Consider the following 14,754-nt stretch of genomic DNA (forward strand, 5'->3'; position numbering starts at 1 on the left):
TCTGATAATATTACTTCAAATGCAACATTATCAGAGGAAACAGGGGATTTTATGAATTGATTGATTGAATTTAGAAACTGTTTGACTTTGATTAAAATGTATTAAGATAAGAATTAAACTCTCTAAATGTTATATAATATACTTTTAGCTAATACCAATAGAAGTTTTATCTAAACTGTTTCTCAGCTAATTGTCAGATTTAATTTTAAATTTTTAATACATATAGCGTATTTTGTCTGAAAATTATTTTTTATATATTGTTTTCAGCTAAATTTAGTAAGCTTTGAGCATATATTTATAATCATATATATTTGATTAGGCATATTTGACAATTAATAATTTAAACTACAGACTTATGTAGTGTCGGTATTGAGCTAAACAAGTATCTTATAATTAAAAGAATCAGGGATATTTAACTAACTATATTTGATCACATAAGGAGAGAGATAAAATGAAGAGGACCTTTACATTTTTGTTGGCGGCACTAACTGTGTTTGCATTTATTAGTTGTAAGGACAATTCGACCTCACCAAACAATACTGGCGGATTTGGCGGTGGCGGAAACGGCGGCGGTGGTGGCAGTGTAACCTTTACTGTTAACCTTGCACAGGATCAGCAGCAGCAATATTTTTTTGAATTCAAACCAAGTACACCTGTGGTAATTAACACCATCACAGCAAATTGCCCAGCCGCTGGTGTTAATAATGAACAGGTAACAGATAATGGCACAACTGTTTACGATGCCAACAATCCGGCTTATGTTGGGCCAATTACTGTTCTTGCCCAAGGACAGAAATGGGATTTTTCAATTGTTGGAAAAGTGGGAAGCAGTACTGGAGCTTCATACACTTCGACAACAAGCATTACAATTCAATAATTATTAATAATCATATACGGAGAAAACAATGAAATCACTTAAGCAACTGATTATTTTGTCAGTTTTTCTTTTTCTATCCACAAATATTCTTGCTCAAACTACAGTAATGATTGGTCCAAGAATATCGGGTAATTTTAATATTTATAATGCAAAAGGACTAACCGGAAGCTGGAACGGAATCGGTGCTGGATTTGGGGCAACAGTTGATGTTACTTTTGGGAGAATGCTTGGATTGATGGTTAATCTGACCGCATTTGATATGAGAAATTTTTCTAACTCACAAACTCAAAACAATGTTACTCAAGAAACTTCTCTTAGTCTTTCTTATCTTGCAATTGATCCAATGTTTAAGATGGAGTTTAGCGGATTTTACATGACTGCTGGACCATCATTAGGTATTAAACTAAATTCAAGTGGTGAGTCAACACAATCGGCAACAGGTCAGCAGCCAGTTGTTCAACCGATGAACCCTGAAACGAAATCTATTCGTTTTGACATTGCTACAGGTATCGGATATACATTTAAACTTGCTCCTGATATGGGGCTGGGTACAGATTTTCTGGTTTATATCCCAATAACTGATACTTATAACTTCCCTGGACAAAGCAACAGCGTTCTTTCATTAAAGTTTGGCGCATCACTTAAATTTAAACTTTGATTTCCTATTTAAGACTGTTTATTTACACAAAACCCCCAAAGAAATTTCGGGGGTTTTTTTATGTAAAAAATAATCCAACTTTGTAAAAAAGACTGAATTTTTAGCTTAAATGTCTTTTTAAGCTATTTATTGTGCAAAAATTCTAATAAAATCTAATGGCACAATAACTGTCATTAAACGATCAACTTGCGGACTTACAATTAAACCTAAAGTGTTTTGTGCAACTAATTAAAAGCAATAGGATTTGTACCCGCATACCCATTGTTTTGTTACTTTTTTAATAGATTTGGGTGCCCCCAAAAACGGTTTTTTTTACTAATCACAAATAATAGGAGAATGTATGAAAGAAATTATTTCTTTCTTTTCAAATAACCTTTTAAGAAAAGGGTTATTATTTACTCTGGTTTTCACTTTTGCTGCAACAATGTTTGCACAAGAAGGTGAAAAAAAAGATATGCGTTACGGTGGATTTGCAAGATTATACAGTATGGGCGATAATCCTTACATTATTGATCCTGATAATATAAAATATAATACTGCATATTCTTCTGTTTACTCTAACTTCTTATGGGGAGATATAGGCTCATCTGCTTTTTCATCAACAGATGGTGTCGGGCAATTTGCAGCATTTAACTATAGAATAGGCAAAGAATTTACTATTGGTGCAATGCTAAGCAGAAATGATTTTTCTGCAGCAAGCATTGCTTCATTATTTGCAAATGATCTGGTTAACCAAATTAACAGCAATGTATCTGGTGCAGCCATAATTCCTCTAGACAATAATTTTGAACTTCTTGCATCATATTCGTTTGGAACTTTTGTTGTTGGACTTGGTGCCTCTTATTCTTCCACAACAAACGATTTTACTCCTGCCACAGGTACTGGTGATAAAAATGGTGCATCTCAGTTTGGAGTTAATCTTGGTATTATGGGTAAATTATCACCACAGTTTAATTTAGATGCTTCTTTCTCATTAGCTCTTCCATCAGCAAAATATACACCCGGTACTGGTAACGTAGTTGAAGCAAGCAGTACTTATATGATGGCTAATGCAAGAGGTTTTCTAAAAATTTCCAAAGTATTTACCTTGGTGCCGACTATTACCTTTGCCAATCAAAGCGGTTCATATAGTGTCGGCTCTCAATCAACAGATTTTCCATCTATGATGAGTTTCGGAGCTGGCGTTGGGTTAACATATCAGGTTGAAAATGTAATTATTTCTGGCGGACCAGCATTTATGTTTGAAAGTACTACTACACCTGCTGATTCAGGTACTCAACCAGAATTAAAAGACAGCCGGTTTGTATTTCCTGCATGGAATTTTGGTGTTGAATGGTTTTTAACTGATTGGTTAATCGGCAGAGCAGGATATGTTGCATCAACTTCTTCAGTTACAACTCAGACACCAGCATCGTCAACTACAGTCAACGAGCGTACAAGAACTAATTTTGGACGTGGTGATGTTAGACTTGGTATAGGATTCAGATTCGGAAGCTTCTCTTTAGATGCAACGGTTAATGATGAAATTTTAAGAGAAGGATTTAGAATTGTTGGCGGACCGAATAATACATTCGCTTACTTGTCGGCAAGTTTCGGCTTTTAATTATTAACAATAGGCTGTCTGTAAATGACAGCCTACTTTTAAATTTGCCAATAGTGTTTTTTTTATTAATTTTAATAAGCAAATAATTAACTAATCTAAAATAAACGTAAGGAAAAACTATGAAAAGGTTACTTTTTGTTTTCTTGATTTCAGCTCTCTGTACAAGTTTTACCAATGCTCAATTTTCCCCCAATAAACATCATTTAGGACCAAGTGTTGGATTTTCTTTTCTCGGTTCAACTCCACAGTTTGGTTTAAATTATGAGTATGGTATGGATGTAAAAGATTTTGGGTTAATTGGTATTGGCGGTGTTGTCCGTTATTGGAGTTATAGTGAAGATTATTTTTCAGGTAAATGGAAGTACACTGATATTTTGGTTGGTGCACAGGCAAATTATCATTTCAAAGTTGGAGATGGTAAATTTGATCCATGGCTTGGTGTTACATTAGCTTATGATGCCGGTTCAGTTTCCTGGGATGGTCCAGGTGGAAATAACTATTCCTCCCCGACTTATGGTGGAATGTTCTTCGGCGGTAATGCAGGTGCAAGATATTGGTTCTCACCAGCAATTGCAGTTTCTGCCAGACTTGGATTTGGTTCACTTGGTTACGGCGGATTGGACCTTGGCGTAGATTTCAAATTCTAATTTACTGAGGTATTAAAATAAAAATTATTTAGAATCTTTTAAGAGGTTGTCTCAAAAGGTATAATTGTAAGGCTTCCTAAAGTCTGACAAAAAATGATCCTATGCGACAGCCTCTTTTTTTAAATTATAATAAGAGGCATCCTCTTTTTTAATTAATTATCTTAAATACAGTGGAGAAATAATGAAAGCGTTTTCTTTTCTTTTTACAGCACTCTTTGTTTTCACAACACTTTCTTTTGCACAAAATTTTCCGAACAGAGGAACACTTGAAGTTGGAGGCAGTTTAGGTTTTTCCAGCAGTACAAGTGTTATCAATGGTCAAAGTGCAAGTAATTCTACATCAACTTTTAGAATTGAACCGTATATCGGTTACTTTTTTATAAACAGCTTTGAACTTGGAATAGAGCCTTCTTTCACAAGATCAGGGATTGGGGATTACTCTTCAACAACATTCGGAATTTATTTTGCACCATCCTGGGTGTTTAATCTGCGCAGCAATTTGTATCCTTTTATCGAAGGCAGAATTGGTTATAATTCATCTTCGACTGATGATGGTATTCCTTTAACACCGGATATTAGTTCCGGAGGTTTTGCCTGGGGATTTAAAGGCGGAATGAAATTTCAGGTTGGTAAGAGTTCTCTGATTAATTTTGCGATATCTTACGATCAGATAACAATGAATCCTAAAAGTTGGACTGGAAATAGAAACGGACAAAATATTTTTGGCGTAAATGCCGGATTTACTGTTTTCTTTACCCGGTAGATTAATTTAAAGATTTAATCCTGTTCTATAAAAAGATTGTTTGAAAATTAAAAATAATGTGGTAGCCGCAGGCTTCAGCCTGCGATATTAAGATGTAAACGCAACCTGAAGGTTGCGGCTACTTTAACAAATGTATTTTCACACAGTCCCTAAAAAGAGCAGGATTTTTTTTCGTCTATGCTCTGCCTATTTTTCCCCAGCAATTTTTTAAAGGTTTTAAAATGAAATTTGAGCGCAATGCCGGAATATTATTACATCCAACTTCTCTTCCTTCTAAATATGGTATCGGAGATCTTGGTGATGATGCATTTAAGTTTATTGACTTTTTAGAAAAAGCCGGACAAAAGCTCTGGCAGGTCTTTCCATTAGGACCAACGGGATATGGTGATTCGCCTTATCAGTGTTTTTCTGCTTTTGCAGGAAATCCAAATCTTATTAGTCCCGATAAACTAAAAGATGATAATTTGTTAAGCGAGAATGATTTGTTACATATTCCCCCGCACAATCCAAAATCAATTGATTACGGCGAGGTAATTGAGTATAAAAAATCTCTTTTAAAAAAAGCATTTAACAATTTTAAACATCATCAGGATAAATTTGATAATGAGTTTAATAAGTTTTGTAAAGACAACAAAAAATGGCTTGATGACTTTGCGTTTTTTATGTCAGCTAAAGAAGCTCATGGCGGAATAGTCTGGAAAGACTGGGATGAAGGACTTGTCTTAAGAAAGAAAAAGTCTTTGGATGAATGGAAGCAGAGATTAACTGAAGAAATTCATTATCAGAAATTTGTTCAATTTATTTTCTTCAGACAATGGCATAGTGTAAAAGAGTATGCAAATAATAAAGAGATTAAAATTATTGGGGATATGCCGATATTTATTGCATACGACAGCGCAGATCTTTGGGCAAATAAACATCTTTTTACAGTAGATGAATCAGGTAAATTAGAAACGGTTGCCGGCGTTCCGCCAGATTATTTTTCTCCAACAGGACAGCTTTGGGGGAATCCGCTTTACAGATGGAAAGAAATGGAAAAGGATGACTTTCAATGGATGCGTAATCGCTTCGAGCAGCTTTTTACAATGGTTGACATTGTTCGTATTGATCACTTCAGAGGATTCGAAGCATTTTGGGAAATTCCTGGCGATGCACTGACAGCCGAAAAAGGAAGATGGGTAAAAGCTCCGGGTAATAAATTATTTAAATCAATAAAAAAATATCTTGGAGATGTTCCCATTCTGGCAGAAGACCTTGGTGTTATAACTCCGCCTGTAGAAAAACTGCGCGATGATTTTGAATTTCCGGGAATGAAAATTCTGCAGTTTGCATTTGGAACAGGCATGGAAACTAAATTCCTGCCTCATAACTATATTCCGAATTGTGTTGTGTTAACAGGAGCACATGACAATGATACTACCCGTGCTTATTTTGAAAAAGCTAAAGTGGATAAAGATTCAGATATCTTTGATCATGTCCAAAAGTATTTGAATTATTTTGGAGATAATATTGTTTATGAATTAATCAGAGCTGCCTACGCATCGGTGGCTAGTATTGTTATTGTTCCGATGCAGGATATTTTAAATCTTGGCGGCGAATCAAGAATGAATTTCCCCGGTAAGCTTGGTGGAAACTGGATGTGGCGTTTTACGTGGGATCAGATTACAAATGATCTTCATCTGAAATATTTAGGCTTGACGAAGCTTTATGAAAGACCCCCGGCACCAAAAAAAGTTGAAGAAGTAAAAAGTGAAGCAGAATAGTTTTTTATAAGTTGATTAATTAAATGAAACTATAATTACAATATTGAATCTAAATATCAGAAAAATTAAAGGAGTATGATTTGAAAAAAGTAACATTATCGATGATTTTACTTTCAGTGCTTTTAATCGGATGCGGTAAAAGCGGTGCAAAGGATAATTTAAATTGGGAAACTAATCTTGAGACAGCATTACAAAAAGCAAAACAAGAAAATAAGGCAGTGCTTGTTAATTTTACAGGATCTGACTGGTGTATATGGTGTCAGCGTTTAAGTGATGAAGTGTTCTCTAAAGATGATTTTGAAAATTTTGCAAACGAGAAACTAATTCTGGTAAAGCTTGATTTTCCAAAAAACATTGAGCAAACTGTTGAAACGAAAATGTATAACAATAAACTTGCACAAAAGTATAACATACAGGGATTCCCGACAATTCTTTTGTTTAATTCAAAAGGAGATATGGTTCTACAAACAGGCTATCAACCTGGCGGGGCTGCTGAGTATGTTAATCATTTAAAAGGTTACTTATAAAAATGCACTTATCTTCGGGATTGTTTGGCAACAGTCCCGAGGTTCTGATTATATCTTCTCTAAAAATTTTCTGCATTAAAATATTTTCAATCTTTTACTAAATTTGTTCAACTTGAGTTTTCGTTTTAGTCAGATAAAAATTTCAAGTGTAATTATTGTTAAAATTCCTGATATCAAGTTTAGCAACTGCACATCAGTTTGCTAAAAGAGATATTACTATACAAATAAATAGAATAGAAGAAAGCAGTCATCAAAACAAAAAACAGGGAGACAGTTAAAGAGATTCTTGTAATAAGGCAGCACAATCAAATTGGCGATATGCTGTGCTCTCTTACGCTTTATAAAGGATTGAAGAAAAAATTTCCGGATGCCAGAATTACTCTTGTTGCTGCTAAAACCAATTATGAAATTCCTTTCTTTGATATAAATCCTTTTATTGACAGGGTTATTGTTTTTGATAAATCTTCATTATCGTCAATTATCCATTTTATCAAATTGCTAAGAAGCCGCAAGTATGAGATTGGCATAGTTCCTTCAACTATTGTGTTATCGAGAACATCTCATATTTTAAATTTCATATCCGGAGCTAAATTAAAAGTCGGCGTTAATTCTATTGATAAACTCCAAAATCCACTTTCAAAACTCCTTAATATTAAAACTGATTTTTTATGGAGCGGAGTTCATCAATCAATACGCAATCTTCAGATAATAAATCAAATTGGATGTGATTTATCCGAAGAGGAAATAAAAAGCATTAAAATTAATTTATCAGAATATGATTACTCTTTTGCTGATAAATTTATTAAAAAAAATTTTACGGACTGCAGTAAAATGATAATCGCATTTCATCCGGGTGCAGGAAAATCCGATAACCGATGGGATAAAGAAAATTTTGTTAGTTTGATAAAAAAAATATATGATTCTTTTCAAAGCAATATTTTAATAACGTCGGGCTGGACTGACGGCGAAATAATAAGTTCAATTTCGTCTTCTTTAAGAGAATCGGATATTAAGTTTGCAATATTGCACAATGCTTCTATAAAAAAACTTGCTGCAGTTTTATCAATTATAGACCTCTATATTACAAACGATACCGGCACAATGCATATTGCAGGATATGTTAATACTAAAATGATTTCTTTGTTTGGTCCGACTAACCCTAATGAATGGGCACCAACGGGAATAAATCATAATTTTATTAAATCGCCGACAGATAAAATTAATGATATTTCTATACAACAAGTTTTCTCATTGGTTTGTCAAATACTGACTCAAAAGAAAGATCAGGTATAATATTATGTGGATAATAATCAGAGTTATAATTGCAATTGTATTGATCACTATTTTAGAATACTATTTTGTTAGTAAGCTCAAGATTGCATTTAAAGTTCTACTATCAAGGTTCCCGATAAAAAAGCAGAAGATTTTCATCAACACTTTTTTACTTTTGCTAAATTTATATCCAGCTCTGTTGATTATTAATTCAATTTATGCCGCGATTACAAAACAGTCGCCCTGGTTTCCTGATAACTCCTTGCTGGATTATTTTTTAATTTATCCTTTCTGGTTCTTATTCATTTTAGTAATACAGCTTGTGATTTACTATTTGGTCTTTGATTTACTAAAGCTCGTTATTTTTCCGATTTACAAAAAAAATAAAGATAAATTTGTTAAATACGAATCAATAATAATTTTCATTCTTCTGCTCTTCTTTGTTGTTTATATACCGGCAAGAATTATTTACGATTACAATTCAGTAGATGTTAATCGGATTATATATAAAAAGAAAAATCTGTCAGATGGACTTAATGGTTTTAAGATAGCTTTCATTTCAGATGTTCAGGCTGATAGATATACAGATGATAAAAGGCTAAAAAACTTTATTGATGCAGTTAACAATGAAAATCCTGATCTGATACTGATTGCAGGAGATATAATTACTTCAACGCCAAATTATATTAATAAAGCTGCAGAATATATCGGAATGTTAAAAGCCGATTATGGAGTGTATTCCTGTGTGGGAGATCATGACAATTGGGCATACCGTCAGGATACAAAGAGAAGTATTAGCGAAATTACTGACGCACTTGAAAAACACAATGTTAGTATGATAAGTGATAGCTCGATTATTATTCCCGTTAATAATTCTGACATTGGAATAACCTTTATTACTAATACTTATGTTGAATCTGTTCCAAAAGATATTTTGGAGAAGCTTTCCAAATCAAATCACTCTGACTTGAAGATAATGTTGACCCATCAGCCTAAAAACGAGGTTATTAAAAGTGCCAAAGAGAACAATTTTGATTTATTTCTTGCTGGTCATACACATGGTGGGCAAATTACTTTATTGTTTCCATTTATACAGTTAACTCCAACATTGGTTGAAACAACTTTTATTAAAGGAGTTCGTTATTATGGTAATATGATGGCAATCGTTACTCGTGGATTAGGAATGTCTCTTGCGCCAATCCGATATAACTCAACTCCTGAGATTGTAATTATTACTCTTGCGAAATAATTCTCTTAAACTGTACAGAAAGTTTTTTTACTAAGAAAACTTTTTGTATCCGCTCTTCTTGTTGAAAAACAAAATCTTCTGAAAAAGGTTTTGATATAATTATCAGATTAACAAAAGCAAAAACACATTAAATAAACAAAGATTTTCACCTCTCTTGTAGTCGGGCAGCTTTGCTCAGTAATGACATATTTGATTTTTCAGAAGTAAAAAAAATACCATTTGACTTTGATTTCTTAATGAAAAATTTTATTTTAAAAATAAATTGCGTGTTAACGAGTCCATAAATGGACTCACAAATCAGAAAGGAGATGATATATGAAGTATTCATCTTATATGCTTCACAACTTCAGAAACATCCCTCAATTAAAGCATGTTTCCCCTGGAATTATCAATGCGATTGAAATTGTTGGCTCTGTTCTACCTTTTAAAACAAATAATTATGTGATTGAAAATCTTATTGATTGGTCAAATATCCCTGATGACCCGATGTTTATACTAACATTTCCCCAGTACGATATGTTAATTCCTGAGCACTTTGAAAAAATGAAATCGGTAATTAATAATGGTGCTGATAAACCAAGAATTAAAGAGGCTGCAAATGAAATCAGACGGCAGCTTAATCCACAGCCCGCCGGTCAGCTGGAATACAATGTTCCGATGATTGAGGGAGAAAAATTATACGGGATGCAGCATAAATACCGCGAGACTGTTTTGTTTTTCCCAAGTCAGGGACAAACCTGTCATGCATACTGTACATTTTGTTTTCGCTGGCCTCAGTTTGTCGGAATGGAAGATCTTAAGTTTGCATCAAAAGAAGCAGAATTACTGGTAAAATATGTAAAGAAACATAAAGAAGTTACTGATGTATTATTTACTGGTGGTGATCCAATGATAATGAGAACCAAACATCTTGAAACATATATTAGACCATTACTTGAAGCAAACATCGCACATCTTAGAAATATCCGTATTGGATCAAAAGCACTTGCTTATTGGCCGTATCGCTTTTTAACCGATGATGATGCTGATGATTTATTAAGATTGTTTGAAGATGTTAATAAAGCTGGAAAACATCTTGCATATATGGCGCACTTCAATCATCCTGCTGAACTTGAAGGAAAAGCTGTTGAAAATGCAATTAGTAAAATACTAACTACCGGTGCTGTTATAAGAACTCAATCTCCTGTTTTAAAAAACATAAATGATAATCCGAAGCTCTGGGCAGAGATGTGGAAGAAACAAGTTAAACTTGGATGCATTCCATATTATATGTTTGTTGCACGCAATACAGGTGCGCAGCATTATTTTTCAATTCCGCTTGTAGATGCCTGGAATATTTTTAGAAAAGCGTATCAATCAGTAAGCGGAATTTGCAGAAATGTGAGAGGACCGAGTATGTCCTGCCTGCCTGGTAAAGTTCAGTTACTTGGAGTTACTGATGTAAAAGGTGAAAATGTTATGGTTTTCAGAATGATTCAGGGAAGAAATCCAGATTGGGCAGCCCGTCCTTTTCTTGCAAAATATGATGAAGATGCAATTTGGTACACAGATCTGCAGCCGGCGTTCGGTGAAGAAAAATTTTACTTTACTGATGAGCTTAATCAAATACTTAAACCAGAAGAAATTGAATTTGAGCTTGAATGAAGACATATGGCATACCGTCTTTCCGATTCCTGATAGCTTAATACGGTTGACGAATTGTTCCGATAAGAAATTGAATGAGAAGGCTTTCGCTGGTAATAAGAGCATATTATTATAAGTTTCGTAGAGATGAGCAAATCTTAGTTTAATTTTCTCTGCTTGTGCCCTTCATATCGTTAAATCCAATAGAACGCGGATGACACGGATTATGCGGATTAACACAGATTAAGAATCATATTGATCATTTCTCTCTCTTAATTTGTATTTAATAAATATGCCTTCGGTAAGATTATTTTACCATTGATAAAGGAAATTCATTACAGAAAATAATTTATACTTAAATTCCCGTTTGAATTCACAAAATCATTACAAATAACTCTACAGGTTTAATATGAAGAACTTTTTCATTTCCTGCTTTGTTGTTTCGATCCTTTTGATAACACAAATCAATGCACAAGTCAGTGCAAAAATGTTTCAGTATCCGGATGTTTCAAAATCACAAATTGTTTTTACATATAGTGATGATATTTGGATCGTATCAAAAGCTGGCGGAACAGCACACAAACTTACATCTGCAAAAGGTATAGAAGCTTTTGCAAGATTTTCTCCAGATGGTTCGCAAATTGCTTTTACCGGAAACTACGACGGAAATCCGGATGTTTATGTAATGCCCTCAATGGGCGGCTTGCCAAAAAGAATTACTTATCACGGAATGACTGATCGAATTGTTGATTGGTATCCGGATGGAAAATCTTTATTATTTGCTTCAACAAGGGAGAGCGGTAAACAAAGATTCAGTCAATTCTTTAAAATTTCTAAAGATGGCGGTGCAGCAGAAAAACTTCCTTTGCCTTATGCTGAATTTGGGTCTGTTTCTCCAGATGGAAAAAAAATTGCGTTTACTACTTTATCCAGAATGTTCAGAACCTGGAAAAGATACCGCGGCGGAATGGCTGCCGATATTTATATTTTTGATCTTCAAAACAACACTTCAGAGAATATCACAAACAATATTGCTAATGATGAAATTCCAATGTGGCATGAAGATAAAATTTATTTCCTTTCGGATAGAGGTGCAAACCAAAGATATAATATCTGGGTGTATGATCTTTCAACAAAACAAAATAAACAAATAACCGATTTTGATAAGTTTGATGTTGAGTTCCCATCAATTGGCGATAATGAAATTGTTTTTCAAGCGGGCGGATTATTATATCTTCTGGATCTTACATCCGGTAAATATTCTGAATTAAAAATTAATGTTGTAACCGATGAATCAACCCTAATGTCAAGAAATGAAAATGTTGAAAAACTTATTCAGAATTTTTACGTTTCGTACAATGGCAGCCGAACTTTATTTGAAGCAAGAGGAGAAATCTTTTCTGTTCCTGCAGAAAACGGGACAGTAATTAATCTAACTCAATCGCCCGGAGTTGCAGAAAGATTTCCTTCGTGGTCGCCAAATGGAAAATATATTGCTTATTTCAGCGATCGGTCAGGAGAATATCAGCTTACCGTTCGCGATATGGAAAATCCAACCGCGGAAAAGAAATTAACTAATTTTGAATCGGGTTATCGTTATAATACTTATTGGTCACCAGATAGCAAACAGCTTGTGTTTATAGATCAAACGATGACTATAAATTTATATGATATGGATAAAGATCAGCTTAAAAAAGTTGACAAACAAAAATGGTTGTATGAAGGCGCATTAAAACAATTTTCAATCAGCTGGTCACCCGACAGCAGATATGTTTGTTATGCAAAAGATCTTGATAACAGATCCTCGGCTATTGCAATTTATGATACGAAAGAAGGGAAGATTCATCAGGTTACTTCAGGCTATTATAACGATATGTCGCCAACTTTTGATCCCGATGGAAAATATTTGTTCTTTTTAACCAACAGAAGTTTTAAACCGATTTACAGTGACTTTGACGGAACCTGGATTTATTCTAATGCAACCCAAATTGCTTCGGTATCACTAAGTTCTGATACTCCGTCTCTTCTATTTGCAAAAAATGATTCAACTGTTGTTAAGAAGGAAGAAGAAAAGAAATCCGATGATAAAAAGGGTGAGACAAAGAAAGATGAGAAAAAAGATGAATCAAAAGTAAAAGAAACAAAAATCAATTTTGATGGCTTTGAAGACCGGGTTGTTATTCTTTCACCTGAGGCAGGTAATTATAATAATTTAACCGCTGTTTCAGGCAAGGTAATTTATCATCATTTCCCGAACACAGGTTCTGCAGAAAAGAAAAAATCAATTGTTTATTACGATCTTGATAAACGGGAAGAGAAAACAATTGTTGATGATGCCGATAATTTTCAGGTTTCTGCTGATGGGAAAAAGATATTGGTATTAAAACAAAAATCATTCTCGGTTGTAGATATTGCACCTGATCAGAAGCTTGATAAAAAACTTCCGACATCACAGTTGGAAATGACAGTTGTTCCGCGTGAAGAATGGAAACAGATTTTTACCGACGCATGGCGCCTGGAAAGAGACTTCTTTTATGATAAAAATATGCATGGGGTTGACTGGAATGCTATGCGCAAGCAATATGGAGCTTTGATTGATAATGCAGTAACCCGAAGTGATGTGAATTTTATAATTGGTGAATTGATCGCTGAGCTTAATGCTTCGCATACTTATCGCGGCGGAGGGGATGAAGAACAAGCTCCGCGTAGAGCAGTTGGCTATCTTGGTATTGACTGGGAATTGAACAACGGTGCTTTTAGAATCAAGAGAATTGTAAACGGAGCCGACTGGGATACAGAAGTTCGTTCCCCTCTTTCAGCTTCAGGATTAAAAATTAAAGAAGGTGATTACATTCTTGCTGTTAACGGAGTTCCAATTGACATTACAAAAGAGCCATTTGCAGCTTTCGAGGGACTTGCAGATAAAACTGTTGATCTTTCTATAAACAACAAACCAACTTTTGATGGAGCGTGGAGTGTGGTGGTGAAGACGCTTTCAGATGAAACAAGATTAAGAAATCTTGAATGGATTGAATCAAATAGAAAAAGGGTTGATGAAGCAACAAACGGCAAAATTGGTTATATCTATGTACCTAGCACCGGACTTGATGGACAAACAGAACTAGTAAGACAGTTTTATGCTCAATTCAATAAAGAAGGATTAATTATTGATGAAAGATTTAATAATGGCGGACAAATTCCAGACCGCTTTATAGAACTGTTAAACAGAAAGCCGCTTGCATTTTGGGCTGTTCGGGATGGTGATAACTGGAAACATCCGGCTATTGCGAACTTTGGTCCTAAAGTAATGTTAATAAACGGCTGGAGCGGTTCCGGTGGTGATGCTTTTCCAGATTATTTCAGAAAAGCAAAACTTGGTCCATTGGTTGGATCAAGAACCTGGGGTGGATTAATAGGTATTACCGGTGCACCTCAATTGATTGATGGTGGAATGATTACTGTCCCGACTTTCAGAATGTACGATCCTGATGGCGAATGGTTTAAAGAAGGGCACGGTGTTGATCCTGATATCAATGTTCCTGAAGATCCGGGAAAACTTTCAAAAGGAGTTGATGTTCAGTTAGAAAAAGGTATCGAAACAGTATTGCAACTGCTGAAAGAAAATCCACCGGTTAATCCAAAACAACCGCCTTACGAGAAGAGATAGGTTTAAGTAATTTGTCAATCCGTCTGTAAAGGGCGGATTGACTTAAAATCTTATTATAAAAATATTCTGAAAAAATTATTTATCATTCAGACGCAGTAAAACTCA

Annotated in this window: 11 protein-coding genes; all 11 read left to right on the forward strand. The window is 34.5% G+C overall.

From position 1 onward, the window contains the following. Positions 1 to 451: 451 nt before the first annotated feature. Positions 452 to 877, forward strand: coding sequence for a hypothetical protein (locus ROY99_03640; protein ID MDT3695459.1), 426 nt, complete (start codon positions 452 to 454; stop codon positions 875 to 877). A 28-nt stretch (positions 878 to 905) separates the two neighbouring features. Continuing rightward, positions 906 to 1,535, forward strand: a complete 630-nt coding sequence (locus tag ROY99_03645; GenBank protein MDT3695460.1) for an outer membrane beta-barrel protein — start codon at positions 906 to 908, stop codon at positions 1,533 to 1,535. Positions 1,536 to 1,875: 340 nt separating this feature from the next. After that, on the forward strand, positions 1,876 to 3,138 hold the full coding sequence (locus ROY99_03650; protein MDT3695461.1) for a hypothetical protein: 1,263 nt from the start codon (positions 1,876 to 1,878) through the stop codon (positions 3,136 to 3,138). Positions 3,139 to 3,257: 119 nt separating this feature from the next. Continuing rightward, a complete protein-coding gene (locus ROY99_03655; protein ID MDT3695462.1) occupies positions 3,258 to 3,785 on the forward strand; it encodes a hypothetical protein in 528 nt (175 codons plus the stop codon). Positions 3,786 to 3,966: 181 nt separating this feature from the next. Next, the gene (locus tag ROY99_03660; protein ID MDT3695463.1) at positions 3,967 to 4,548 is read left to right on the forward strand and encodes an outer membrane beta-barrel protein; all 582 of its coding nucleotides are present in this window, start codon (positions 3,967 to 3,969) and stop codon (positions 4,546 to 4,548) included. Positions 4,549 to 4,736: 188 nt separating this feature from the next. Next, positions 4,737 to 6,311 (forward strand): 4-alpha-glucanotransferase, encoded by a 1,575-nt coding sequence (gene malQ / locus ROY99_03665; protein MDT3695464.1) that lies wholly within the window; start codon positions 4,737 to 4,739, stop codon positions 6,309 to 6,311. An 80-nt stretch (positions 6,312 to 6,391) separates the two neighbouring features. Further along, the gene (locus ROY99_03670; protein MDT3695465.1) at positions 6,392 to 6,838 is read left to right on the forward strand and encodes a thioredoxin family protein; all 447 of its coding nucleotides are present in this window, start codon (positions 6,392 to 6,394) and stop codon (positions 6,836 to 6,838) included. Positions 6,839 to 7,156: 318 nt separating this feature from the next. Continuing rightward, entirely contained in the window at positions 7,157 to 8,131 is a 975-nt protein-coding gene (locus ROY99_03675; GenBank protein MDT3695466.1) for a glycosyltransferase family 9 protein, read from the forward strand. A 4-nt stretch (positions 8,132 to 8,135) separates the two neighbouring features. Then, positions 8,136 to 9,359 (forward strand): metallophosphoesterase, encoded by a 1,224-nt coding sequence (locus ROY99_03680; GenBank protein ID MDT3695467.1) that lies wholly within the window; start codon positions 8,136 to 8,138, stop codon positions 9,357 to 9,359. Between the two features lie 315 nt (positions 9,360 to 9,674). Further along, positions 9,675 to 11,003 carry a lysine 2,3-aminomutase gene (locus ROY99_03685; protein MDT3695468.1) on the forward strand — a complete coding sequence of 443 codons (1,329 nt, stop codon included), beginning with the start codon at positions 9,675 to 9,677 and terminating at the stop codon, positions 11,001 to 11,003. A gap of 388 nt (positions 11,004 to 11,391) precedes the next feature. Further along, entirely contained in the window at positions 11,392 to 14,649 is a 3,258-nt protein-coding gene (locus ROY99_03690) for a PDZ domain-containing protein (GenBank protein MDT3695469.1), read from the forward strand. Positions 14,650 to 14,754 lie beyond the last annotated feature (105 nt).

This window comes from Ignavibacterium sp. (assembly GCA_032027145.1).
Taxonomy (GTDB): domain Bacteria; phylum Bacteroidota; class Ignavibacteria; order Ignavibacteriales; family Ignavibacteriaceae; genus IGN3.